The sequence below is a fragment of the Luteibacter sp. SG786 genome (genome assembly GCF_011759605.1).
Taxonomy (GTDB): Bacteria; Pseudomonadota; Gammaproteobacteria; order Xanthomonadales; family Rhodanobacteraceae; genus Luteibacter.
In genome coordinates this window covers 15,301-38,696 of sequence record NZ_JAAOYX010000002.1, presented here as the reverse complement: position 1 = coordinate 38,696, position 23,396 = coordinate 15,301, and the positions used below count along the sequence as shown (strand labels likewise).

Annotated in this window: 21 protein-coding genes; 15 read left to right on the top strand and 6 right to left on the bottom strand. The window is 67.8% G+C overall.

The annotated features are described in order from the left end of the window. Positions 1–8: 8 nt before the first annotated feature. The 4 genes from FHS47_RS12055 to FHS47_RS12040 form a co-directional block, all read right to left on the bottom strand. Positions 9–719 carry a TorF family putative porin gene (locus tag FHS47_RS12055; protein WP_167028034.1) on the bottom strand — a complete coding sequence of 237 codons (711 nt, stop codon included), beginning with the start codon at positions 717–719 and terminating at the stop codon, positions 9–11. Between the two features lie 103 nt (positions 720–822). Continuing rightward, positions 823–1,209, bottom strand: coding sequence for a c-type cytochrome (locus FHS47_RS12050; RefSeq protein ID WP_208381974.1), 387 nt, complete (start codon positions 1,207–1,209; stop codon positions 823–825). A 20-nt stretch (positions 1,210–1,229) separates the two neighbouring features. Further along, positions 1,230–2,510 carry a cytochrome C gene (locus FHS47_RS12045; protein WP_343203530.1) on the bottom strand — a complete coding sequence of 427 codons (1,281 nt, stop codon included), beginning with the start codon at positions 2,508–2,510 and terminating at the stop codon, positions 1,230–1,232. A 107-nt stretch (positions 2,511–2,617) separates the two neighbouring features. Further along, complete coding sequence (locus FHS47_RS12040; protein WP_167028025.1) at positions 2,618–3,166, bottom strand: cytochrome b/b6 domain-containing protein; 549 nt, start codon at positions 3,164–3,166, stop codon at positions 2,618–2,620. Between the two features lie 138 nt (positions 3,167–3,304). Between FHS47_RS12040 and FHS47_RS12035 the strand changes: the two genes are divergently transcribed. The 12 genes from FHS47_RS12035 to FHS47_RS11980 all read left to right on the top strand — a co-directional run bounded on the left by FHS47_RS12035 (position 3,305) and on the right by FHS47_RS11980 (position 16,540). Beyond that, positions 3,305–3,730, top strand: a complete 426-nt coding sequence (locus FHS47_RS12035; protein ID WP_167028022.1) for an FdtA/QdtA family cupin domain-containing protein — start codon at positions 3,305–3,307, stop codon at positions 3,728–3,730. Further along, positions 3,727–4,851 carry a DegT/DnrJ/EryC1/StrS family aminotransferase gene (locus FHS47_RS12030; RefSeq protein ID WP_167028019.1) on the top strand — a complete coding sequence of 375 codons (1,125 nt, stop codon included), beginning with the start codon at positions 3,727–3,729 and terminating at the stop codon, positions 4,849–4,851. Before FHS47_RS12035 ends, FHS47_RS12030 begins: the two co-directional genes overlap by 4 nt. Beyond that, complete coding sequence (locus tag FHS47_RS12025) at positions 4,848–6,098, top strand: O-antigen translocase (protein ID WP_167028016.1); 1,251 nt, start codon at positions 4,848–4,850, stop codon at positions 6,096–6,098. The genes FHS47_RS12030 and FHS47_RS12025 overlap by 4 nt, the downstream gene beginning before the upstream one ends. 1 nt (position 6,099) lies before the next feature. Next, the gene (locus FHS47_RS12020; RefSeq protein ID WP_208381972.1) at positions 6,100–7,038 is read left to right on the top strand and encodes a glycosyltransferase; all 939 of its coding nucleotides are present in this window, start codon (positions 6,100–6,102) and stop codon (positions 7,036–7,038) included. Continuing rightward, positions 7,035–8,219 carry a hypothetical protein gene (locus FHS47_RS12015; RefSeq protein WP_167028013.1) on the top strand — a complete coding sequence of 395 codons (1,185 nt, stop codon included), beginning with the start codon at positions 7,035–7,037 and terminating at the stop codon, positions 8,217–8,219. The genes FHS47_RS12020 and FHS47_RS12015 overlap by 4 nt, the downstream gene beginning before the upstream one ends. Next, positions 8,192–9,004 carry a Wzz/FepE/Etk N-terminal domain-containing protein gene (locus FHS47_RS12010; protein WP_167028010.1) on the top strand — a complete coding sequence of 271 codons (813 nt, stop codon included), beginning with the start codon at positions 8,192–8,194 and terminating at the stop codon, positions 9,002–9,004. Before FHS47_RS12015 ends, FHS47_RS12010 begins: the two co-directional genes overlap by 28 nt. Before the next feature lie 1,034 nt (positions 9,005–10,038). Beyond that, positions 10,039–10,884: a class I SAM-dependent methyltransferase gene (locus FHS47_RS12005; RefSeq protein WP_167030072.1), complete on the top strand. Its 846-nt coding sequence runs from the start codon at positions 10,039–10,041 to the stop codon at positions 10,882–10,884. A 2-nt stretch (positions 10,885–10,886) separates the two neighbouring features. Next, the gene (locus tag FHS47_RS12000; RefSeq protein ID WP_167028007.1) at positions 10,887–12,098 is read left to right on the top strand and encodes an amidohydrolase family protein; all 1,212 of its coding nucleotides are present in this window, start codon (positions 10,887–10,889) and stop codon (positions 12,096–12,098) included. Then, positions 12,095–12,811, top strand: a complete 717-nt coding sequence (locus tag FHS47_RS11995; RefSeq protein ID WP_167028004.1) for a class I SAM-dependent methyltransferase — start codon at positions 12,095–12,097, stop codon at positions 12,809–12,811. Before FHS47_RS12000 ends, FHS47_RS11995 begins: the two co-directional genes overlap by 4 nt. Continuing rightward, positions 12,808–14,316 carry a radical SAM protein gene (locus FHS47_RS11990; RefSeq protein ID WP_167028001.1) on the top strand — a complete coding sequence of 503 codons (1,509 nt, stop codon included), beginning with the start codon at positions 12,808–12,810 and terminating at the stop codon, positions 14,314–14,316. Before FHS47_RS11995 ends, FHS47_RS11990 begins: the two co-directional genes overlap by 4 nt. A gap of 11 nt (positions 14,317–14,327) precedes the next feature. Beyond that, entirely contained in the window at positions 14,328–15,443 is a 1,116-nt protein-coding gene (locus tag FHS47_RS11985; protein WP_167027998.1) for a glycosyltransferase family 4 protein, read from the top strand. Continuing rightward, positions 15,440–16,540, top strand: a complete 1,101-nt coding sequence (locus tag FHS47_RS11980) for a glycosyltransferase (RefSeq protein WP_167027995.1) — start codon at positions 15,440–15,442, stop codon at positions 16,538–16,540. The genes FHS47_RS11985 and FHS47_RS11980 overlap by 4 nt, the downstream gene beginning before the upstream one ends. 13 nt (positions 16,541–16,553) lie before the next feature. Here the strand turns inward: FHS47_RS11980 and FHS47_RS11975 are convergent, their stop codons facing one another. Next, positions 16,554–17,771, bottom strand: coding sequence for a nucleotidyltransferase family protein (locus FHS47_RS11975; protein ID WP_167027991.1), 1,218 nt, complete (start codon positions 17,769–17,771; stop codon positions 16,554–16,556). Positions 17,772–17,779: 8 nt separating this feature from the next. After that, positions 17,780–19,252, bottom strand: coding sequence for a radical SAM protein (locus FHS47_RS11970; protein WP_167027989.1), 1,473 nt, complete (start codon positions 19,250–19,252; stop codon positions 17,780–17,782). Between the two features lie 133 nt (positions 19,253–19,385). On the opposite strand from FHS47_RS11970, the gene FHS47_RS11965 reads away from it, so the two are divergent. From FHS47_RS11965 to FHS47_RS11955, 3 genes are all read left to right on the top strand, one after another. Beyond that, positions 19,386–20,429: a serine kinase gene (locus tag FHS47_RS11965; RefSeq protein ID WP_167027986.1), complete on the top strand. Its 1,044-nt coding sequence runs from the start codon at positions 19,386–19,388 to the stop codon at positions 20,427–20,429. A gap of 1 nt (position 20,430) precedes the next feature. Next, complete coding sequence (locus tag FHS47_RS11960; RefSeq protein WP_208381970.1) at positions 20,431–22,137, top strand: ABC transporter ATP-binding protein; 1,707 nt, start codon at positions 20,431–20,433, stop codon at positions 22,135–22,137. 86 nt (positions 22,138–22,223) lie between these two features. Continuing rightward, positions 22,224–23,387 (top strand): GGDEF domain-containing protein, encoded by a 1,164-nt coding sequence (locus tag FHS47_RS11955; protein WP_167027984.1) that lies wholly within the window; start codon positions 22,224–22,226, stop codon positions 23,385–23,387. Positions 23,388–23,396 lie beyond the last annotated feature (9 nt).

Below are 23,396 nucleotides of genomic sequence, written 5' to 3'. Positions count from 1 at the left end.
GTCACCTTTCAGAAAGTCCACGCCACGGTCGCGATCCATGGTGAGACCTTGTACTGGTACCTCGGCCGGTCGCGATCGCTCGTGACGTGGGCCACCTCGACCCGCCAGGGTCCTTGATCCCAGGCCACCCCGGCGTGCCCGTAATAGTAGTGGTTCCGGCGCTCGTAACCGGCGCCGCGCGGCGGCACCAGTTCCTGGGCGACGCCGGCGCTCGCCGTGAAGGCGAACCCATGGGCCAGCGGCCAGCGGAAGCCCAGGTCGGCGGCTCCGCGCGGCCTCTGCCCGCCGTAGCGGTCCATGTGCGACGCGGAAAGCCCGAAAGTGAGCACGTCGCGATAGATCCAGCTCACGCCGAGTTCGGTGCGGTCGTATGTCCTTCCGCCGCCGTGGCGCGGATAGCGGTAGTCGAGGAGGCTGGCCTGCATTTGCCAATCCGGCGAGAGCGACCATGAATGGGCAACCTGCGCAACGAATCCGACGAACCCGCGCGGTGTGCGCGCTTCCGCACTGGCGGAAATCCCGGCGGACCAGCCCGAGGGAGACGTCCAGTTGAGCGCACCCTGGAAGACGGGCCCGGGGCGGGTAATGGCCAGGCCGCGATCCACCAGTTGCGATGCGACGGCCACGGTGCCGCTGAAGCGCGAATCCTGGGCATGCGCCGCATGACAGGCGAAAACCAACCACGCGGCAAGGCTGCCCGACAGTGCACGACGGCTCATGCGGGCGCCTGCCATCCGCCGGCGCTGCCATGCATGCGTGAACGCGGGACGGTAATCCATGTGCGGCATCGAGCCCTCGGGCGCGTCATGGCCCGCAGGAACTCTAATGCAGCGTTTCCAGATAGGAAATCAGATTGTCGAGGTCCTTCGCATCGTCCAGGCCGTCGTATTTCATTTTCGTGCCCGGGTTGGCTTTTTTCGCCGGTTGCGACAGATACGTATGTAACTGTTCCGTCGTCCATGTCCAGGGACTCTGTTTCAGCGCATCGGAATAGTCATAGCCGGCGACGCTGCCGGCCTTCCTGCCGACGATACCGAACAGGCTTGGGCCTTTCTTGTTGCGGCCTTCCGCCACGGCGTGGCATTCGGCGCATTCGGACTTGAAGACGTCCTTGCCGGCTGCGGCGTCGCCGGCCCGGGTGGCCGGGGTTGCCAGGCCCCCGGCGACAAGTGCGAACAGTGCCAAGTAAAAACGGTTGGATAACGACACGCGTGGTGCTCCCGTCATGGTCAGAAGGCGATGCTGGCCGAGATGGAGAACGCATTCAGGTCGCGTGCGTCGGTGCGTTGCGTACCCGGCGGCGCGAAGAAGATGTCGTCCTCCCTGCCGGCGAAGCGGCTGAAGCGGAACCAGGTGGCCGCGAGCTTCAGGTTGGCGATCGAGGTATACGAATCGTCCTTCCCGAATGGCGCCCAGTACAGGCTGATGAGGTTGGTGGTGGTGTCCGGATCGCCCGACGGACCGAAACGCGCGAGGTCGCGCGAGCCCGTGCTCTTGAAGTGGGTGAAGGTCAGGCCGTAGGTTTGCTTGAACGTGTAGGTCACGGTCATCGTCTGGTCGTGCACGATGCCCTTGTCCCGCGCGAGTACACCGCCGATCAGGGGCGTGCTGCCGTAGTCGCGCTTCTCCAGGATGTTCACGTAGGCCAGCTGCACGATGTGGTCGCGGTTGCCCAGATACTGGTAGGTGAGGTCGTAGCCGAGGTCCACGATGTCGTCGCTGGGGCCCGAGCGCGGCAGCTGTCGCTTCGTGGTGAGGCCCACCACGCCGGCCGAGAAGAACTGCTTCTTCATGTCCTTCATATAGGCGAAGCGCCCGTAAGCGGTGTCGCGCAGCCGGCCCGGATCGCCGCCGATGTTGTAGCCGAGGTGATCCTGCTGCGAGGTGGGCAACGATCGGTATGTGCCCGCCTCGCCGTACCAGTTGTCGTCATACAGGGCATAGGCCGTGGCCCCGATGACGCGGTTGGCCAGCGAGTTGGGGCTGGACGGGTTGAGGAGCGAGCCCGTGATGCCGGCGGGGCCGAGGAAGCTGGCGGAGGGCAGCGCGGAGATCGGGTCGTTGAAGCCCGGGCTGTTGTTCACGCTGATGCCGAACAAGGTGTCCTTGCCGCCGATCTTCAGTTCCTTGGCCACGAAGCGGAGGTCCACGCTGCTGAGCTTCGTGTTGTAGGTGTTGTGGCCCGTGTGATCGGCTTCCACCTTGACGAAGCCGCCCACCTGGTCGGTGAGCCGGCCGGCGAGGTAGAGGTCGCCTTCGGACAGCGTGGTGCTGCTGTCGCCGCGCGCCGGATTGCTGTGCGTTTCGGTCAACTGCAGAGCCAGCGGAATCTTCGTGCCCTTGCCGTCGGTGTCGGTATAGCCACCCAGCTTGAAGCGCATGCCGTAAGGCGTGAGCGCGGGGCCGTAGGCGCCGGCGTGGCAGTCGGCGCACGCTGCACCTGTCTGGCGCGCATAGGCGGGAATGGCCTGCGCGGTGCCGGTGACGAAAAGCAGCAGCGCGGCGAGCACGCCGGCCAAGAGGGAAGTGTGGTTCCTTCGCTTCGCGCATCGGTTCGTTGGCGGCAGCATGGTCGGTTCCTTCTTACTGTCGGTGGATCGCAACGTGTGGCGGCCGATCAGCGGCGGCGCCCCGGTAACATCATTCGCAAGGTGTGATCACGCACCACGAAGTGGTGCCACAGGGCGGCGGAAAGGTGCAGGACCACCAGCACCAGAAGCGCCCAGGCCGCGTCCACGTGCCAGGCCTGCAACCTGTCCGCCAGGTCTTCGTCCTCGCCGACCAGGGCCGGAAGGGTGAATCCGAAGAAGTGCACGTCCAGTCCCGCGGCCCCGCACATCGCCCAGCCGAGCAAGGGCAGCGCGAGCAGCAACGCATACAAGGCAACGTGCGTGAGGCCGGCGCCGAACCGCACGATGCGCGAATGCTCGCCGCCCGGCTGCAATTTGCCGTAGCGGATGCGCAGCCACACCCGCACGCCAAAAAGCAGCAGCACCAGCAGTCCGGCGTGGCGATGACCTTCGAGCAACCAGGCGCGCACGGCCCGGCCGTCGAGTTCGTCGCGAAGCAGGATCAGCGTGGCCGCGATGGCCACGAAGAGCACGGTGAGCCAGTGCAGCGCCACCAGCTTGCGCGGGCGCGTCGGTACCGGTTCGTTTCTCTCCATGCCGGGGCCCCCTCGGGTGTCGTGTCCGGTTGAGTGCCTCCGCGCCGCGGGAAGGTTGCACTGCGCGGCCGCAACCTTTTGCCGAACGGCACGGCACTCAAGCTCGAGTCCGCCGTCAGCACAGCAGGTCGCCCGAACATGGACATCCAATCGATACCCCTGCAGACGCACGGCGACAGCCGCGGGATGCTTGTCGCCCTTGAGCAGGAGCGCAATGTCCCTTTCCCGATCAGGCGCGTCTATTACCTTTTCTCGACCAGCCCCGACGTGCACCGCGGCATGCACGCGCACCGGCACCTCAACCAGCTGGCCGTGGCGGTGCGCGGCAGCGTCACCTTCCTGCTCGACGACGGCACCGGCCCGAGCACGGTTACCCTGAACGACCCCGCCCGGGGGCTTCTCCTCGGAAGCATGGTGTGGCGCGACCTCTACGATTTCAGCGACGACTGCGTGCTGATGGTGCTGGCCGACCAACTCTATGACCCGGCCGACTACATCACGGACTACGACGAGTTCATTCGCGAAGTGAGGGGCGAGGCGAGGCTGGAGGGAGGCGCGTGGTGACGTCGGCGTCGCCGGTGGTGCCGTTCCTCGACCTTCGCGAGGCCAATGCCGCGCATGCGGACGAGCTGAAGGCGGCGGCGTCCAGGGTCATCGACTCCGGCTGGTACGTCATGGGCGAGGAGCTGTCTTGCTTCGAGCGTGAATTCGCAGCCTGGTGCGGCGTGCGCCATGCCGTGGGTGTGGGTAACGGACTGGACGCGCTGTCACTGATCCTGCGTGCCTACATCGACATGGGCGAGCTGGCGGAGGGCGACGAGGTGATCGTGCCGGCCAACACGTTCATCGCGACCTTCCTCGCCGTGAGTGGCAACCGCCTGGTACCCGTGCCGGTGGAACCGGACGAAGCCTCGTTCAACCTCGATCCCTCACGCGTCGAGGACGCCATCGGACCGCGCACGCGCGCGATCATGGCGGTTCATCTCTATGGCCGCCTTGCCGACATGGCCGCACTCGCGACCATTGCCCGGCGGCACGGCCTTCTGCTGATCGAAGACGCCGCGCAGGCGCACGGTGCGGCATCGCTCGGGCGAAAGGCCGGCGCGTTCGGCGATGCCGCGGGGTTCAGCTTCTATCCCGGCAAGAACCTCGGCGGCCTGGGTGACGGCGGCGCCGTCGTGACCGATGACGACCGGCTCGCCACGGCCGTGCGTACCTTGCGCAACTACGGTTCGGTGGAGAAGTACCGGCACGACCGGCAGGGCGTGAATTCCCGCCTCGACGAATGGCAGGCTGCCGTGCTGCGCGTGAAGCTCCGCTACCTCGACGCGGAGAACATGGCACGGCAGCGGATCGCCACCGCCTATCGGCAGTCGATCGTCCACCCCGCCATCCGAGTGCCGGGCGAGGGAAGCCCGGGCAGCCACGTATGGCATCTTTTCGTGGTGCGCAGCGCGCGACGTGACGCCCTGCGTAAGCACCTGGCCTCCAGAGGTGTGCAAACGCTGGTGCACTACCCCATTCCTCCGCACCGCCAGGAGGCCTATGCAGAGCTGCGCCATAGGTCGCTGCCGCTCACGGAGCGCATCCACGACGAGGTGTTGAGCCTGCCGATGGGTCCGGGCCTCCGCGCGGACCAGGTGGCGCAGGTGGTGGATGCCTGCCTGTCGTTTCCCGACGCATGAACATCGTCCGGACGGGTCTCTATTCGGCGGCCGGTACGGCTGCACGCCTGCTTGCCGCGCTGCTCGTGGTGAAGCTGGTCGCCTCGTTCGCGGGCCCCGCCGGCGTCGGGCGGCTGGGCCAGTTCATCAGCCTGATGTCGCTGCTGGCGGTATTCGCCGGGGGAGGCATCGGCTCCGCGGTGGTGAAGTACGTGGCGGAATACCGCGACGACGCAGCGCGCCTTGCGCGTCTCCTGTCCGCGGCCTTGTGGTACGCGCTGCTGGCCTCCTGTGCGATGGGCCTCGTGACGTGGCTCTTCAGCGAGAGGATCGCGGCATGGCTGCTGGGTGACACGGCGTATGCCGGGCTCGTGCGCGTGCTCGCCATCGCGCAACTGGGCATCGCGGCCGTCAACTACATCCTCGCGGTCATCAACGGATTCATGGACGTTCGCCGGCTGGCGCTGGTGCAGGTGGCCGGCTCGGCGCTGGCGATGCTGGCGGCGCTTGCGCTCTCGCGCTGGCTGCATCTGTATGGCGCGCTGCTTTCCCTGGTGCTTGGACAGGTGCTGTGGCTCGTGGTGGGCTTGCCTGCATGGTGGCGCAGTCCGTACTTCCAGCGCGGCATGCTCCGCATGCGCTTCGATCGGGAGATGACCCACCGGCTCGCGGCGTTCTCGACGATGACGCTGACATCGGCCCTGGTGCCGCCGCTGGTGAACATCGCCGTCCGCGACGATCTCGCCGCCCGCTTCGGATGGGAGCAGGTCGGCTATTGGCAGGCAGTCACTCGTGTGTCGGACGCCTACCTCCTGTTTGTGGTCGCGGCGATCAACATGCATTACCTGCCCCGGCTTGCGGCGGCAAAGGAACGAGGGGCCCTGGTCGCTGCCCTGGGCGAAGCGTGGCGTTACCTCCTGCCGGCAGTGACGGTGGTGGCCATCGTCATCTACCTGATGCGCGATGTCGTCACCCGGGTGCTCTTCAGTGGCGATTTCGCGGCAGCGAACGACCTGTATGCGCCGCAGCTGATCGGCGACGTGCTGAAGATCGCTTCGTTCGTGCTCGCCTACCTCATGCTGGCCAAGGCGATGACACGGCTCTTCATCGTCTCCGAACTCGTTTTCGCCGGCACCTATTTCCTTCTCGTGCACGCCCTGTCGATGCGCTTCGGTCTCGTCGGCGCAATGTACGCCTTCGCCGCGAACTACGCGATCTACCTGCTCTTCAACCTTGCGGTAGCAAGGCGCTACCTGGGAGCCCTGTGACATGACCGCCCCGGCGATAACGTCGATGCCGCTGGTTTCGGTGCTCGTGCCTGCCTACAACCACGAGGCGTTCGTGCAGGAATGCCTGGACAGCATCCTCGCCGACCCCTACCCGACGAAGGAGATCGTGATCATCGACGACGGCTCGACCGACGGCACGGCGGGGCGCATCGAGGCGTGGCTGGCGCGGCACCGCGACGATATCCCCGTGGAATACGTGAGCCGCGAGAACAAGGGCATTGCGGCCACCCTGAACGAACTGGCGGCACGCGCCCATGGCGAATTCCTGCGCATCGGTGCCAGCGACGATTTCTTCCTGCCGGGCGGTTCGGAGACACTGGTGCGCTACCTGATGGCGCATCCGGGCAAGGGTGCCGCCATCGGCGATTGCGTGGTCGTCGACCGCGATGGCCGGAAGCTGCTCGACAGCGGCATGAGCGACCTGCATGGCGCCGACAAGCGCCTGTACCGCACCGACGAGGGCATTCGCCGTGCCGTGATCAGCCATTGGGCCATCGGTGGGCCGGTGACCATGCTGCGCAAGGGCGCCCTGGAAACCGTCGCGCGCTGGACCGAGGGCCTGCGCATCGACGACTGGGACCTCTTTCTGCGCCTTGCCGCGCGCGACGCCATCGGTTTCGTCGACGAGAAAGTGTGCGCCTACCGTTTGCACGGCGCCAACTTCAGCAAGACGCGCCATACGGCCACGCGTATCGTGAACCTCACCGAGGCGCGCGAGGTGGCATTGCGCCGCGTCTGCATGTTCGCCGAGCCGGATCGCACGCTGCTGCGGGCGGAGGCATGCCGCATCGGTGCGAAGATCGCCTACCTGCAGGGCAGGATGGGAAAGGTCGCAGTGCACATGGCAGCCTATGTATCGCTGCTGGCGATCTCGAGGCTGCGCGTCGCGCATGGTCGCCGTCACGTGGGTGCGGCGTGAAGCGGCTGCTCCGCCTGCCCTCCACATACCTCTGCCTGCCCATGTTGCTGGCGTGCGGCGTCACGCTGCTCACCTACGACCTGCCTCAAGGGTACGGGCAGGGCATCCTCCTGCTCGTGCTCGCCTCGCTGGGCATCATGCTCGCGGACGCCTGTTTCGCGTCGAGACTTCCTGCGCCACGGCGATTCCGCGAGCGCACGTACGCAGGCACGCGCGAAGCGTTCGTCGCGCTTGCCTTTGCCGGCGTGGTGGTCGTCTTCTGCCTGCTCGAGCTGCTGCTCTATCCCGTGCCGCTCATCAGCAACCCGTCGTCGTACGCGACGCTGGAGCCAGGGCGCGAACACCTTCGCCACATTTCCGACATGTGCTGGACCCTGCCCGTGATCGGCTTGCTTTGCGCGCGCCACCCGGCGCTGCGGTCCGGGCTGATCGCGATCGGGCTGGCGTTCCCGGTGCTGGTGATCGATCGCAATCGGATCTTCGCCGGGTTGTTTTCCATCGCATTCGTGTTGGCGTTCCGCCGCGACGAGACCCGGCCGCTGCCATGGAAGGCGATCGCCGTCCTGGGACTGATCGGCTGCGTCGTGTTTTCCGTGCTGGGGACACTTCGTTCGGGATCCATTGAGCACGTGACGCTACCCTTCGGCGATCTCTACCGCTCGGCGCCCCAGGGCGTGAAGTGGTTGTTGCTGTATGTAAGTGCCGGCCCCTACAACTTCGCCGCGATGCTCGCCAAGCACTACACGAACGCGGATTTCCTACTGCACCAGCTTGTGCCCGGCAGCGGCGCCCTGGCCACCGCCGACACCGACATCCCCCTGGACGCCATCAACATCAATGTCGGCACCGAGTACCTTCCGTTCCTCATGGCTTGGGGCGCGGGTGGCGCCGTCGCGGCCATGATCGCGGCCTACGCGCTGCTGCTGTGGTGCGTGCGGCGGCTGCGCCCCACGGTACCGCTCTTCGGGCTGCTCATGTTCCTGCGCATCGCCTACGTTTCGGTGATGTCGCCCTTCGCACCGCAGATCTTCATCTGGATGAACGGCGGTTTCCTCGCCCTCTGCCTGTTGCTGCAACTGCTTGCCGGCCTGCTTCCGAACCGGCGTGCTGCGATGCCTTCTTTCCGTTCCGATCACCCCCACGAGTTACCTGCATGGCAAACGACGACGAAATCTACCTGATCGACATGTGGCGCATCGTCGTCCGGGAATGGCGCTGGTTCATCGGTGTGGGACTCGTCGTCCTCGCCCTCACCGTCGCCTACCTTCATCACGCGCGCAACCAGTGGGAGGCCACGGCGTGGATCCAGATCGGACAGGTGGGTACTGCGCCTGCCGGCCAGGACCCGCACGTCGAGGCGTTCTCGCGAACGGTCGAGCGCCTCGAAACGCGGGCGTTCCAGGACGATGTGCTGAAGAGTATCGGCGTGCCGGTCGATGCGCCCGAGGCAAGGCTCTTCCGCGGAAGCATGAAAATCGAGCAGCTGCCGTATGCCAATATCGTGAAGCTGCGTGTGCGCGGGTACTCGGCGGAAGATGCAAAGCAACTGGCGACGGCGGCGGCCACGGTGTTGCACGCCGCGCACACGCGCATCGCCGCCGCCCCGATAGCGTTTGTCCGCGACCGGATCGACGCTGTCGACGCACGCCTCAAGGACGCGCAGGAGCGCCGCGCCAAGCTGCTCGCCGGTAACACGGGGCGAAACGATCAGGCGGCGCTGACCGACCTGGCAGTCGCCACCAGCGACCAGGACATTCGCGCGCTGGAACAGGTACGTGCCGACCTCGCACTGCGGCAACTGCCCAATTACACCTACGAAACCTCGCTCGCCTGGCCGGTGTACGTCGACAAGGACAAGGTCTTCCCGAACACGGTGCTCACCCTCGGTATCGGACTGCTGGCGGCGGCGTTTCTCGCGTCGCTGGCGGCTGTCGCTCGGCATGCGTTGCGCCGTGCTTCGGCTTAGCGGGCTTCGGGCTGGCTCGGCTTCGCCGTCGCGATAGCGCTCGGACGGTGCAGAGGGAGCCCTCGGCTGTCCCCCTCGTCGCTACGCTGCGGTGTCGCTTGGGAGAGGAGGGCCGCTACGCGGCCAGTGTCCTATGGCTTGCGCCCCGGCGCGCACGGACGGTCGGCGGGGTTTTCCGACTCGACATCCCTGTCTCGGCGGAAAAGGCCGGCCATCCTGGCCGGCCCCCTTCGGGCCTTGTCCGCCAACCGCCCTCACCTCCGCTACCCGCGCCGAGGGGGACAGCCGAGGGCTCCTTCGAACGGTCAGGCGTCATGTGGGAAGGGCGCTGATGCGGTGTCGCACCGAACGAATGGTGGGTTCGAAGTGTTTGATCGTTCCTCGGGGCGTTGCAGACAGCTCGGTGCCACGGACTTTGAAGCTTAAAGAACGCGCTGGCCGTTATATCAATACGGGATGTATCACTACCTTGGAGCCGACCGTCTTTGGGTGCGCCGTGACCCAGTGGAACCAGAAACAGAAATCGATGAATGAGGGCGCTTCAGCGCCTCGCAACCATCGAGGTCGTCGAAGTCGGAGGGTAAGGGCCGCGTGGGTCTTCAGAATCCACGTTCGGACGTGGAGCCTTCGAGCACCATAGGACGTTTATCGGCTGCCGTCTGCGGAGCGGTTCGTGCTTTCCCCGCGCGCTAACCCACAGTCCGGAAGAGCCCTTGGCCGGTCCCCTCGGCGCGGGTAGCGGAGGTGAGGACGGTCGGCGGATAAGGCCCGAAGGGGGCCGGCCAGGATGGCCGGTCTTTTCCGCCGAGACAGGGATGTCGAGTCGGAAAACCCCGCCGACCGTCCGTGCGCGCCGGGGCGCAAGCCATCGGACACTGGCCGCGCAGCGGCCCTCCTTTCCCAAGCGACACCGCAGCGTAGCGACGAGGGGACCGGCCAAGGGCTCTCACCAATACGCACGAGTTCCGAGGCGATGGCGAAGCCGAGCTCGGCTTCGGGTTAAACCTAACCGACGCCGCATGGCACCCACCGCCATGAACGAGCAAGCACAAGCGGGACAGCCGGCATCCGGGGAGTTCGACGAGGCACGTCTCCTCGACACGCAACGCGCCTTCGACAGCGTGGCCGCCGACTACGACGGGCCGCGTGGCAACAACGAACTGATCCAGCGCATGCGCACGACGATGTGGCATACCGTCGGCGCGGAACTTCCCGCCGGCTCGCGCCTGCTCGATCTTGGATGCGGCACCGGACTGGACGCGGTGGAATTCGCGCGCCACGGCTATCACGTGGTTGCCAGCGACTGGTCGCCGGAGATGGTGGCGCGCACGCGTGCCCGTGCGGTGGAAGAAGGTGTGCAAGCGCGTCTCAGTGCGGTGCATCTCGGCATCCAGCAGTTGTTCCTCCTGGGCGGACGGTTCGACGGTGTCTATTCCAACTTCGGGCCGTTGAATTGCGCACCGGATCTTCGCGCCGTGGCCGACGAGTGCGCGCGGCTGGTCCGCCCCGGCGGCAGCCTCGTCTTTTCCGTCATGGGTCGCGTGTGCCCATGGGAGCTGGCGCACTATGCCGCCCGCCGCCGTTTCGGGCGGGCAGGCATCCGCTTCGGGAAGGGCGTGCGCGAGGTCGGTATGAACGGCCATACGATCTGGACCTGGTATTACACACCCCGCGAGTTCTACGCGGCATTCGCGGAGCACTTCACGCTCGCGAGCTACCGAGCCCTGAGCCTGTTCCTGCCGCCGCCTTACATGGTGGACCGCTACCGCCGGCGCCCCGAGCGGTACGAGCGCCTGGGCCGGCTGGACGACCGCTTCGGCGGTCTGCCCCTGCTGCGCGACATGGGCGACCATTTCCTGATCGTGATGCATCGGCGTTGAGCATGCGCGGCGCCGCCTTGCTACCGGGCTTCACTCTCGCCGGCGCGCGTCTTGCGGGGGCGGGCCGCGCCCCTCTGCATCTTCGCGGCGACCGCATCGTCGCGCGCGCCGGCATCCGTTCGGTCCCGGTGGACTTGCGCGACCACGTGATCTTTCCGGGCCTCATCAATGCGCACGACCACCTCCAGGTGAACAACGTGCCGCCGCTGCCCGGCGACGCCGTGTTTCCCAGCGCCTACGACTGGATCGCGGCCTTCCAGGCTCATTTCGCCGACCCTGCCACCGTGGCTTCGCTCGCCGTGCCGAAGGCGCGGCGCATGCGCCATGGCGGGCTGAAGAATCTTCTTTCCGGCGTGACCTTCGTGGCGCATCACGATCCATGGCATCCCGTCCTGGACGGCCCCGATTTTCCGGTGGGCGTCCTGCGCGACCACGGCTGGAGCTATGCGCTGCACGGACCGGCCTATGGGCCGCCCGTGCGGGCGAGCTTCGCCGCCACGCCGTTCGGCATGCCGTGGATGATTCACCTTGCCGAAGGCACTGACGACGTGGCCGCAAACGAACTCGGTGAGCTCGACCGCATGGGTTGCCTTGCGGCGAACACCGTCCTGATTCACGGCGTGGGCATGGGCGCCCGCGACGTCGTTCGCGTGATCGAAGCGGGCGCTTCCGTCGTGTGGTGCCCGGGCAGCAACCATCGCCTGCTCGGCCGCTCGCTCGACCCGCGTCCGTTGCAGGCGGCGGGACGGCTCGCGCTCGGCAGCGACTCGCGCCTGAGCGGCGCGCGCGACCTGCTGGAGGAGCTGCGCACGGAGGCTGCACGCGGCGAACTGGATGGCGAGGCGTTGCTGGGACTGGCGACCACCGACGCGGCACGCGTACTTCGGCTGCCTGCGCGCGGCCGGATCGACCCGGGCTACGTCGCGGACCTTGTCATCGTCGAGGACCGGGGTGCGGGAAGCGCGCATAACCTGGTGGGGCTGTCGCGCGCCGATCTCCGTATGGTCGTGCGCGACGGCTTGCCGTGCCTGGCCGACCCTGACTTCGCCCCCTGGTTCGACGTCGCGAAGGTCGACACGATATCCGTGACGCTCGATGGCAAGCCGAAATTGCTCGCGCGTGCGTTCGCCGACGCCGATCTTCTGGCCATGGAGCCCGGACTGGAGCCTGGGGCGCCCCTGCGCCCCGCACGCCGCGCAGGAGAGTGCGCATGAACGGCACACCCGTCCTGGAGCCGATGGAGGCCTATGAACTCTGGGCCGCCCATTACCCGGCGCACGCACACAATCCCGTGATGCGCACGGAAGAGCGGGCGATGCTGGATCTGTTGCCCGACGACTTGTCCGGCGCCACCGTGGTCGATGCCGGCTGCGGCAGCGGGCGCTATGTGAGGCATGTGCTCGCCCGGGGCGCGGCACGCGTTCACGGTGTGGACCTGTCGCCGGCCATGCTCGCCCGTGCAGCAACGGAGCTTGGGAGCGACATGTCGCGCGTGGTGCTGAGCGAAGGCGGTCTGGACGCTCTGCCATTGGACGATGCGACTGCCGATCTCACCGTGTGCGGCCTCACCGTCGGACACGTCGAGGTACTGCAACCGGCGTTGGCGGAGCTGTGCCGCGTTACGCGCCCGGGCGGGTACGTGGCGTGCAGCGACGTCCATCCCATGGGGCACGCGCTGGGCTGGCTTCGCGATTTCAAGGCGGGCGGCCGACGCTATGCCGCACGCCATACGCCGCATCTGTACAGCCACTGGCATGCGGCCTGCGCGCGACTCGGCCTCGCCATCGAACAGGTGCGCGAACCCATGCTCGACCCTCGCGACATTCCCGCGGACGCACATTTCGACCGCAAGGCGCTCGAGGTGCCTGTGGCGCTGGTGTTCCTCCTGCGCCGGGTTGGCGCTTCCGTTCCCGGACTGCAGTCATGACGCCTTCGAACACGCTCCTCGTGAACCCCACCGTCACCTCGCGTGCGAGCGCGCGCTTCCCCTTGTCGCTGTTGCATCTGTCGGCGGCGCTCGATCGCAACGGCAGCAGCCGCATCGTGGACGGCAATGTGGATCGCGACGTGGTGGACGCCACCCTGCGTGCACTGGGTGAAGAGCGTTTCGACGCCGTCGGCATCAGCGTGATGGGTGGGCCGCAGATGGCGCCGTCGATCGCTGTCTCGAAGGCGATCCGCGAATACCGCCCCGACCTGCCCATCGTGTGGGGCGGCTATTTTCCCACGCTGTATACCGACACCGCGCTGTCCGCGCCTTACGTGGACTATGCGATACGCGGGCAGGGCGAGGAGAGCCTGCCGGAACTCCTCGCGGCGCTGGGACGGGGCGAACGCGACCTGTCGCGCATCGGCGGGCTTTCCTGGAAGGACGATGGCGTCGTCGTGCACAACCCCAACCGGCGTTTTTCGCTGGACGACAGTGGGATCGTGCTGCCCTACGACAAGCTCGGCGATCCGCGCAGCTATCTCGCGCGCACCTTCCTTGGCCGGCGCACGGCGGCGCACCAGGCCGCCATCGGCTGCCGTTTCCGGTGCACCTTCTGCGGCGTGGCGGCGATGTTCGGCGGCGCCACGGCGTTGCCCGCCACGGCGCGTCTGGAGCGCGACCTCGGATACCTGAAGCACCAGCTTGGCGCCGACTCCATCCAGTTCTTCGACCACAACTTCTTCGACCGCGAAGCGGACATGGTGCCCTTGCTCGAGATCATGGCGAAGCTGGAGCTGCCGTGGTGGTGCTACGCGCGTTCCGACGCCCTGCTGAACCTCTCCGAATCCACCTGGAAGCTGGTGCGCAAGAGCCGCCTGCGCATGGCGTATATCGGCGCGGAATCGCCCAGCGGCGCGATGCTCAAGGAGATACGCAAGGGTACGCGGCCGGACCAGACCCTTGAGGTGGCGGAACTGTGCCGGCGGCACGGCGTGATCCCGGAGCTGTCGTTCATGGTCGCTCCGCCGGTGAACACGGAGGAAGAGACGCTGCACACGTTCGAGTTCATTCGCGAACTGAAGAAGATCAATCCGCAATCGGAGATCATCGTTTATATCTATACGCCGTTGCCGGAGGGCAGCAAGCACGAGAAGGAGCGCGGCAAGCGTGCCTCGATGCCCTTGCTCGATCTCAACGGCGATCCGGTGGTGTTTCCCACCTCGCCGGAGGAATGGACCGAGCGCCGATGGGTGGACTATGCCTGCCACGCGGATGCGCCGTGGCTTAGCGACGACCTGCGCCGGCACATCCAGGATTTCGTGACCGTGCTGCGGTGCCGCTTCCCGACCGTGCAGGACCTGCGCTCGCCGCCCTGGGCCAAGCGCGGCCTCAGTGCGATGGCGGCTTGGCGCTACCGTCGGCGCCGCTACGACCGTCCGTGGGAGCTCAACCTGGCCAACCGGCTCGTGCGGCTGCGGATGCCGCAGGTATCGGGCCTCTGAGGCGGCAGCGCATGCACGTCGCGATGGTGAACTTCCTTCCCGCGCCGCCCGGCGCGTCTCCCGAGGAAGTGTTCGCGCACTGGCGTTCGCTGGCCGACATCGCCGAGATCGTCGTTCGCGGGGGTACCCGCGTAACGGTCGTACAGATGGCGGACTCGGACCACCAGTTGGAGCGTGCCGGCGTGACATACCGTTTCGTGGCCACCGGCGGTACGCGGCGTGCGGGCGAACTCGGCCGCCGCGCCGCGCGCGTCGTGGCAGGGCTGGATGCGGACGCATTGCATGTGCACAGCCTGGCGTATGCGCGGCATGCGATGGCGGTGTCGCGCGCGCTCCCCACGCTGCCGATCCTGCTCCAGGACCATGCGGACGGCGTGCCGCGGGGATGGCGCCGGCTGCCTTGGCGCCGCTGGTACGGTGCGGCCTCGGGCATCGTCTTCACGTCCGTCGCGCAGGCGGAGCCGTTCGCACGGCAACGCCTGTTCCCGCGCGACACGCCGATCTTCGCGATACCGGAAAGCAGCAGCCGTTTCACGCCGGGCGATCGTGAGGCGGCGCGCGCCGCCACGGGGCTGCGAGGCGATCCATGCGTGGTGTCCGTGGGCCACCTCGCCCTTGGCAAGGACCCCATGACGATGCTGGACGGCGTGGCGCAGGCGGCCGAGCGGCTGCCCGGCCTGCGGCTGTATTGCGCCTTCGGCACCGCGCCCCTGATGCCGGAGGTGCGCATGCGCATCGAACGCGACCCGCGCCTCGCCACGCGCGTGAAGCTCCTCGGCAACGTACCCCACGCAGCGGTGGAACAGCTGCTGCGCGCGGCGGATGTGTTCGTATCGGCGAGTCTCGCCGAGGGCTCCGGTTATGCGCTTCTCGAAGCGCTCGCCTGCGGTGCGTTTCCCGTCGTGACGGATATTCCTGCCTTCAGGGCGATCACCGGCAACGGGCGCATGGGAAAGCTGTGGCCACGCGCCGACGCCGCGGCGCTCGCGGACGCGCTGATCGGCGCGGCGGAGCACAGGGTCGACCGTGCCGCCGTGCGCGCGCACTTCGACAGCACGCTGTCGTTCGATGCCCTGGGGGCGCGCTGGGCGAATACCTATGCGCAGCTGCTCGCGGGCTCGCCATGAAGATCGCGCTGGTGCTGCCGGGCGGTGTGGACCGCGGCGGCGAAGAGCGGGTGATTCCTGTCTTCCTCGCCCTGATCGCGCGCCTGGCCCGCCATCACGATGTGCACGTGTTCGCCCTGCACCAGGAAACGCGGCCGGGTTCCTGGCCGCTGGCGGGCGCTACCGTGCACAACATCGGTGCCGGCCGGACCGTATGGCGCACCATCCAGGCGATCCGCGCGGAACACAGGCAAGGTGCCTTCGACGTCGTGCATGCGATCTTCTCGGGCCATTGCGGCCTGATCGCGGTGGTGGCGGCGAGGTGGCTCGGCCTTCCCAGCCTCGTGCACATTGCCGGCGGCGAACTGGTGGCGCTGCGAGCCATCGGTTACGGCGGCCGCAGGAAGTGGCGCAGCCGCCTGCGCGAGGCCGTAGTGCTGCGTGCGGCGCGTGCCGTTACCGCCGCGAGCGCGCCGATACTGCATTCGTTGCGGGAACTGGGCATCGCGGCGCGTCGCGTACCCCTCGGCGTCGATACGCAGGCATGGGTGCCGCTGCCTCCGCGCGCGCGCGCCGGCGGTCCGGCCCGGCTCATCCACGTCGCCAGCCTGAACCGGGTGAAGGACCCTTCGACCTTGCTGCGGGCCATGCGCAAGCTGTCCGACGCAGGCGTGGACTTCGATCTTCGCGTCGTCGGCGTGGACACGCTCGCCGGCGAGATCCAGCAGCTTGCACACTCCCTCGGCCTCGAGGAGCGGGTGAGCTTCCTCGGCTTCCGTACCCAGCGCGAGTTGCGCCCGCTCATGGCATCGGCCGATCTGCTCGTGATGTCGTCGCTGCACGAGGCCGGGCCCCTGGTTCTGCTGGAGGCCGCGGTAGCCGGCGTGCCCACGGTCGGCACGGCAGTCGGGCACATCGCCGAATGGGCGCCGGCGGCGGCGCTCGCCGTTCCCGTGGGCGATGCGGACGCGCTGGCCGCCGCCGTGGCCATGGCGCTCGGCGACGACGAACTGCGGTTGCGCCTCGCCCGGCAGGCACAACAGCTCGCGCTCGCCGAAGACGCGGACCATACGGCTGCTTGCTTCGAGTCCCTTTACGAAGAGTTGGTGCGCCGCTGAGCGGGGAACGGTGTCAACCCGGAAGCGGCGCCCCATGTTCCAGCGCCTTGCGCACCACATAGAGCGTGTCCATGCGCGGCACCGGACGCGTGAGCCAGGTAAGCAGGCGACGGCGGTGGCCGAGGGTGACCCAGGGCTGGTCTTGCAGCCACGCCTGCGTGCGCAGCATGTCCTTTCGTTCCTGCACGCTCTCTTGTGTCGGACGCAGTCGGTTCCGGAGGTAGCGTGCCGCTTCGCGCGGCGAGCGCGCCCATTCCAGGCCGGGCAATGCGTTGAGCCACAGATTGGAGCAGGACAGGCTGCTCAGCGTCTGGTAGCGCGTGAAGGCGCGAAGCAGGGGCGGGCAGTCCCGTTCCAGCCTGCCCAGCACGGCCGCCGGAACGGCGCTGCGGTAATAGCGCGCCACGAGGCGCAGCGGCGGCAGCGCCCACCACGGGGCCTCACCGGCCCACAGCGGTTGCCAGTCGGCAGGCGTCATGCGCGTCGCCAGCAGGGCGATGTCGTTGAGGTGAATGAGGCGCAGGCTGCGTCCGCAGATGTTCCCTGCCGCATGCAGCAGCAGGTGGCTCATCAACGCGCCGAGGGACGGATAGGCATGGATGCCGGGCGTGGCGTCGGCCGTCCGTACCTGCGCGGTGATGTCCACGGTGGCGACGGGCAGGCGTTCGTGGATACGGGTATGCAGTTCGATATTGACCGGTGTATCGCAATGCTCCCCCAATGCCATGACCGGCGATGCGTCGCGGGGCTTGAACACGCGGTGCTTCCACTGTGTGAACGAGGCCTCGTAGCCGAGCGAAGCAAGCAGGTCTGCCGTCGCGTCCGCGTGTGTGTCGTCGACGAGCAGGTCGATGTCCGCCATGGGCCGGTCTCCCGCGGCGTAAAGACCCAGCGCATGCAGCGCCGCACCTTTCAAGGCCATGAGCGGCAGGCCGTTGGCGCGCGCGCCTGCGTCGATCCGGCGGAGCAGGTCGGCGATGCGCTGGTGCCGTTGCTCCACGTGTCCGCGTTGCTCCACCAGGAAACGGCGCCACGCCGGCTGCTGCCATGTGGTGAACCGGCAGAGCGACGGCGAAATGCCGTGGGCGGCGGCGGCCGCCATGGCGAGCCGCCACTCGAGTTCGCTCCAGGCGGGCATGTCGGTGCCGGGGAGCGCTCGCGCAAGCTCGTTCGCGAGGATCTCGGTGGTGTCGCGCAATCCGCGGCGGACGAGCTTGAGCGGAGGAGTCATGGCGGGCTTCAGAGGAGGGGGAGGGCGACGCTTTGCAGCGCCATGGGCGACGCGGGCGTGGGAGCCTCGCTGCGATGCGTGCGCTCGCTCGCGATGAGCGCGTCCCAGCGCTTGCGCAGCGACGCTTCGGCGTTCCTGTCGGCCGGCCCTTGCCGAAGCGTCACCTGCTCGTGCAACAGGTCGCGGAAGGCGCGGTAGAAGTCGGAGTCGTAGGCGCCGCGGAACATCATCGCCAGGTCGGCACTGTCTTCCCAATGCGTCTTGCGGCCGAGTTGCGCCTTCACTTCCTCGAAGAACTTCGTGCCGGGAAGGGGGTAGGACACGCTGACGCCGATATCGTCCGGTGCGGCGTCGGCCACCAGTTCGCGTGTGGCCAGCAGGTCGTCGAGCTGTTCGCCGATGTAGCCGAGCTGGATAAAGAACCCCACGCGGATGCCATGGACGCCGAGCCGGTGCCGGGCACCGATGAGCTCGGACACGCTCGTGCCTTTCGTCATGCGGTCGAGCACGCGCTGGCTGCCGCTTTCCGCGCCGATCCATGCTTCCGCGCATCCGGCCTTCGCGAGTGCGGCGCACATGCGCTCGCTGGCGAGGTCGGCACGCGTCTGGATGGTGAAGGGAATCGAACCGTCTTCTTCTTCCAGGCGTTCGGCGAATTCGCCGACCCAGTCGGCACGGAAGCCGAAGATGTCGTCGGCCATCCAGATGTGGTCGGGCCGGTACGTCCGTTTGAGCCAGGTCATCTCGTCGGCCACTTCGCGCGCCGGCCGCTGATTGTAGTGATTGCCCCAGATGGGCTTGGCGCACCAGTTGCAGCGGAAGGGGCAGCCGCGCGATGCGGCCATGTTGAGGCTGAAATAACCGTGCCGTTCGTGCCAGAAGCGGCGGTAACGTTCCACGTCGAGCAGGTCCCATGCGGGCTGTCCCACCACGCGCGGATCGGGCGGCTGTGGCCCCACGTGCGCACGCCTGACGCCGTCGCCGGTGCGCGTGGCTACGCCCGGCAACCCGGCCGTCCAGGCTTCGTCGTTGATGTGCGGGTCGCGCTCCAGCCGGTCCACGAGCGCGAGCAGCGCGCCGATGCCTTCCCCCGTGAGCACCGCGTCGGCACCGGCGGCAAGGAAGGGCTCCGGGTGATCGGAGGCGTCCGAGCCTGCGACGATCACGCGGGCACCGGCGGCATGCGCCTCGCCGATCATCCGGCAGGCCGCTTCGCGCATGCGGCCAAGACACATCTTGGTCAGGAAGTTGAAGTTGTCTTCGTAGAACACCACCAGATCGGGAGCGGCGTCGCGAAAGGCGGGAAGGAAATCCTCCACGCCACCGGACAGCATGGCATCGAACAGCGAAAGCTCGTGTCCCATGCGGCGGAGCAGGGCGGCGATCTGTATGGTCGCCAACGGGGGATAGGGTTTGCCGCGCTCCCACTGTTTCCTGTCGTAGCGCAGGAAATAGGAGTGGCCTACCTGGATATTCAGCATCGGTTGGAAGCCTCGAACGGAACCATCGGGACGCCGCGCGGGCGACGCTGCCATGGTGATGAGTGCCCGGCCCTGCCAGCGAGGTTGCCTCTGGCGGCACAACCATTCGCGGGACGCCTGGCACCCACGGGCAATGATTCATCCAGGCGACATCCCCACACGCGACGATTCCCGCGCCGATCCGTTCGGCGAGCGGTTGCGTCCGGCCATCTGCATGAGCCGCCAGGTGCTCGGCGGCCGCTTCCGCTTCGAGAGCGACAGCATCGCGTTGCTCGAACTGGTCGAGGCAGCCTATGGCTGCCTGCCGGCGCATCGCTTCCCCGGCCTGTCGCCGGAGTTCCATGTCGAACTGCGCCTGGTGCCTCGCACGGCGGGACCGGCGCTCGCCGAGCCGCCGCCCGTGCGCACGCAGGGCGGCAAAGGCCTGCTCTGCGGTGTCGTCGACGAGTGCAACTACGTACTGCTGGTGCCTGCGCAGCGCCGTGGGTTTGTCGTGGTGTCGGAAGACATGCTCGCGTTTCCCTATCACGTGCGCTACGAGCTGATCGAGTTCGCGGTGTTCCTTCTTGCATCGCGCGTACTGAACCTGGTGCCGCTGCATGGCGCGTGCATCGGCAGGGACGGGCTGGGTGTGCTCCTGCTAGGTGCGAGCGGCGCGGGCAAGTCGACGCTCGCGTTGCAGGCGCTGCTCGCCGGCATGCAGATGCTGGCGGAAGACAGCGTGTTCGTGCATGCCGAGAGCCTGCTCGCCACCGGCGTGGCGAACTTTCTTCACGTGAAGTCGGACACATTGCGGTTCGTCGACGATCCCACGGCGCGCGAGTGGATCGAACAGGCGCCCGTCATCCGGCGGCGCAGCGGCGCCGTCAAACACGAAGCCGACTTGCGCGGGCGCGCCGGCCTCGCCGCACCCGCGCCGCTGCGCATCGTCGCGGCCGTGTTCGTGTCGGACGAGTCGGGTGACGCGGCGCGCGGACTCTTGGACAGCATTCCCTGGGAATTCGCCGCGCCCATGCTGGCGGGCGACCAGCCCTATGGCACCGGACAGGTGGGTTGGGATCGCTTCGTGCAGAAGATCGCTCGTGCCGGCGTCTACCGCTTGCGCCGCGGCGCGCACCCTCGCGATGCCATCCGGGCGCTGGCGCCGCTGTTCGACCGCGCCGGCGGCGCGGGCTGACGTGACCGGAGCCCGCGCTCGCGACGCGTCGCCGCTGCGTGCCATGCTGGACACGCTGCCGCGCGGCGAGCGGCGGAAGATCGCGGCATACGTGGCACTGTCGCTGGTGTCGGCACTGGTGGGCAGCATCGCCGCGCTGCTGCTCGTGCCGCTGGTGCAGCCGGCGCACGCGCTTTCGTTGCCTGGGTTCCTGCTCCCGTCGCCCCAGGGTGACGGACCCGCGATCGTCTTCGTCGTTGCCACGGCGGTATTCGCCGTGCTGCGCTGGCATGCGTCGCAACGGGGTGCGCAGCTGACGGCGCGCTATGGCATGGCCCTGCGCAGACGTGTGCAGGCGCGTCTGGTGGAGGCGCCGCTGCCCGCGCTGGCGAATGCCACGTCGGCGGAGATCGCGAACGTGCTCACGCACAATACCGAGATCGCGGTGCAGGGTTTCAGCGCGTTGCAGCAACTGCTCGTTGCAGGCAGCACCGCGGCCGTGAATGTCGCGTTCGCGTTCTGGGTGGCGCCCCCGCTGATGCTCGCCGTGCCGGTGTTCGCCCTGGCGGGCCTTGTCGCATCGCGTGCGTTCGTGCACGAACAGGCCGAGGTGGGAAGGGCCTATGTCGCCGGCATGACGCGCCTGTTCTGGCATAGCGAGGACCTGCCGCGACGGCTCCGCCACGTGCGTTCGTTCGGGCGCGAGGAGGCGGAGAAGGCAAGCTACGGCGAAGTCGCCGCCGACTTGTGTCGCGGCTATGCGCGTCAGTTGGAACTCATCGCGTCGGGCCGGCTCGTGCTCGAACTGCTCGCGGCCGCGGGCATCGCCGGTCTCTTCATCCTGGCCCGGCGCTGGCACGGAATCGACACGGCATCGCTGGTGGCCGTGTGCCTCTTACTGGGTCGTCTGCTGCCTTACGTCGCCACCACGCGGCAAAGCTTCCAGCATCTGCGCTCGGCCGCGCCGGCCCTGGCCCTGTGGCAGCGCTACATGGACATCGACGCCGAGCAGGCCGCGGCCAGCGTGGCCGTGCCGGCGCCGGTCGCGGTGACGATCCGGCACATGCGCGTGCGTCCGCCCGCGCGAGGCGTGGAGGTCTCGGATCTCACACTGGTGCCGGGAGAACTCACGCTGATCGCCGGCGATTCCGGCATCGGCAAGACCAGTCTCGTGGATGTCCTGGCCGGCATGGTTCCGCCGGAGACGTTCGCGGCAGGGATCGGCACGGCGGATATCGACTTCACGACCTACCGCGGCCTGGTGCGCAAGGGCGCCTACGTGAGCCAGGGCGTTCGCCTGTGGCAGCACTCGGTGCGCGAATGTCTGGCCTGGGCCGCTCCCGACGCCGACGATGCCAGCTTGCGGGAAGTGCTGTCGGACGTGGGACTGGAACGCCGCCTCGACGACAGCGCGGAGGGCCTCGACACGGCGCTGGCGAGCGCGTCGAGCCGGCTTTCCGGGGGCGAACTGCAGCGGCTCCTCCTGGCGCAGGTGATCCTCCGGCGACCGCGGCTGGCCGTGCTGGACGAAGCCACCAGCGCACTGGACGCGGCGTCGGAGCTGAGGGTGCTCGCGGCCCTGAAGCGACGCCTGCCGGAGACGGTCCTGCTGGTGGTGTCGCATCGTCCGGGCGTTGCGGCCCTCGCCGAGCAGACGGTCGCGGTGGCGGGCGGCAGGGCCGTGGTGTCTCGCGCCCGCGATACGCTGCGGGCTTCAACCTCCCTTTAGGGACGCGGCGCATGTTGCGTCCCGTCAACGGCTGAAGCCCGCTTCGTCGTACGATGCCCCCCAGGGTCACGAAACCGGGGGATGGCTTGGAAGAGGGTGTCTGGGAGCGCAAGTACCACCTTGCGCTGGAACGGATGGAAAGCGACGAGCGCGAGTTTCGTGCCGTCGAGGAAGTGCTGCGCCGGCTGGCGCTCCGTCTCGTCGCCCTGGTCACCGCGCCCGGTCCCGAGGTCGATGCCTTGCTGGAACGGCTGACGGCCGAGTTGCGCGGCAAGCCGTCGCCCGCCTCGATCGAACCGTTGCTCGACGCCCTGGCGGGCGTCGTGACCCGGCTGGACGAGGCTTCGTCAGCCGAGGGCGGCGAGGACGCGGCGACCATCGAAGCCCTTCGTGCGGACATCGCCCGGCTCCAGGAACTGCTGGCAACGGTGAGCGCGCGCCTCGGCGACGTGACCCGGTTCCTCGCCGGAGAACTGGAAGCGGCAAGAGCCGGGGAGGGTGGCAGCCGCGAGCTGGATGCGCGGGTGCGCGAGGAAATGCGGGCGCTCGGCGAGAAGACGCTCGCGGCAAGCGACCTCGCCAGCCTGCAGGCCGAAGTGAACGCGCGGCTGTCGCTCATCGACCGTCACTTCAGCGAATACCGCGAACGCGAAGACGCCAGGCTGGCGGCATACCGGCATCGTGCGGAACGCATGCGCGACCGGGTGGAGGAACTGGAAAGCCAGACCACCAGCTTGCAGGATTCGTTGCGACGCGAACACGAACTGGCATTGACCGACGGCCTCACCGGATTGCCGAACCGCCTCGCCTACGAACGCCGGATGGCGGAGGTGGAACGCGACGTGCGCCGCGGTGCCGTGGCGTGCGTGGGCGCCTTCGACATCGATCACTTCAAATCCATCAACGATGCGTATGGCCATGCCGCCGGCGATGCCGTACTGCGCATCGTCGGACAGGCCCTCGCGCGCGAACTGGAGGGACGCGCGTTCGTTGCGCGTTATGGTGGCGAGGAGTTCGTGGTGGTGTTCCACGATACATCGCCCGCCGATGCGGAAACATTGTCGCAACACCTCTGCGCCACCGTGGAGGCCCTGGCCTTCCATGCCAGTTCCAAGCCGGTGACGATCACCATGTCCGGCGGCATCACGCGATTCGACGCCCACGAGGAGGCAACCGACGCGTTCGACCGTGCGGATCGCGCGCTCTATGCCGCGAAACGTGCGGGGCGGAATCGCTGCGTGCTGCTCTGAGTCATAATG

Coding starts and splice junctions, on each gene's coding strand:
- FHS47_RS11985 (WP_167027998.1), top strand. CDS start 14,328: ATGCACGTCGCGATGGTGAACTTCCTTCCCGCGCCGCCCGGCGCGTCT.
- FHS47_RS12020 (WP_208381972.1), top strand. CDS start 6,100: ATGACCGCCCCGGCGATAACGTCGATGCCGCTGGTTTCGGTGCTCGTG.
- FHS47_RS11990 (WP_167028001.1), top strand. CDS start 12,808: ATGACGCCTTCGAACACGCTCCTCGTGAACCCCACCGTCACCTCGCGT.
- FHS47_RS12010 (WP_167028010.1), top strand. CDS start 8,192: ATGGCAAACGACGACGAAATCTACCTGATCGACATGTGGCGCATCGTC.
- FHS47_RS12005 (WP_167030072.1), top strand. CDS start 10,039: ATGAACGAGCAAGCACAAGCGGGACAGCCGGCATCCGGGGAGTTCGAC.
- FHS47_RS12040 (WP_167028025.1), bottom strand. CDS start 3,166: ATGGAGAGAAACGAACCGGTACCGACGCGCCCGCGCAAGCTGGTGGCG.
- FHS47_RS11980 (WP_167027995.1), top strand. CDS start 15,440: ATGAAGATCGCGCTGGTGCTGCCGGGCGGTGTGGACCGCGGCGGCGAA.
- FHS47_RS11975 (WP_167027991.1), bottom strand. CDS start 17,771: ATGACTCCTCCGCTCAAGCTCGTCCGCCGCGGATTGCGCGACACCACC.
- FHS47_RS12035 (WP_167028022.1), top strand. CDS start 3,305: ATGGACATCCAATCGATACCCCTGCAGACGCACGGCGACAGCCGCGGG.
- FHS47_RS11965 (WP_167027986.1), top strand. CDS start 19,386: ATGATTCATCCAGGCGACATCCCCACACGCGACGATTCCCGCGCCGAT.
- FHS47_RS12000 (WP_167028007.1), top strand. CDS start 10,887: ATGCGCGGCGCCGCCTTGCTACCGGGCTTCACTCTCGCCGGCGCGCGT.
- FHS47_RS11995 (WP_167028004.1), top strand. CDS start 12,095: ATGAACGGCACACCCGTCCTGGAGCCGATGGAGGCCTATGAACTCTGG.
- FHS47_RS11970 (WP_167027989.1), bottom strand. CDS start 19,252: ATGCTGAATATCCAGGTAGGCCACTCCTATTTCCTGCGCTACGACAGG.
- FHS47_RS12055 (WP_167028034.1), bottom strand. CDS start 719: ATGAGCCGTCGTGCACTGTCGGGCAGCCTTGCCGCGTGGTTGGTTTTC.
- FHS47_RS12025 (WP_167028016.1), top strand. CDS start 4,848: ATGAACATCGTCCGGACGGGTCTCTATTCGGCGGCCGGTACGGCTGCA.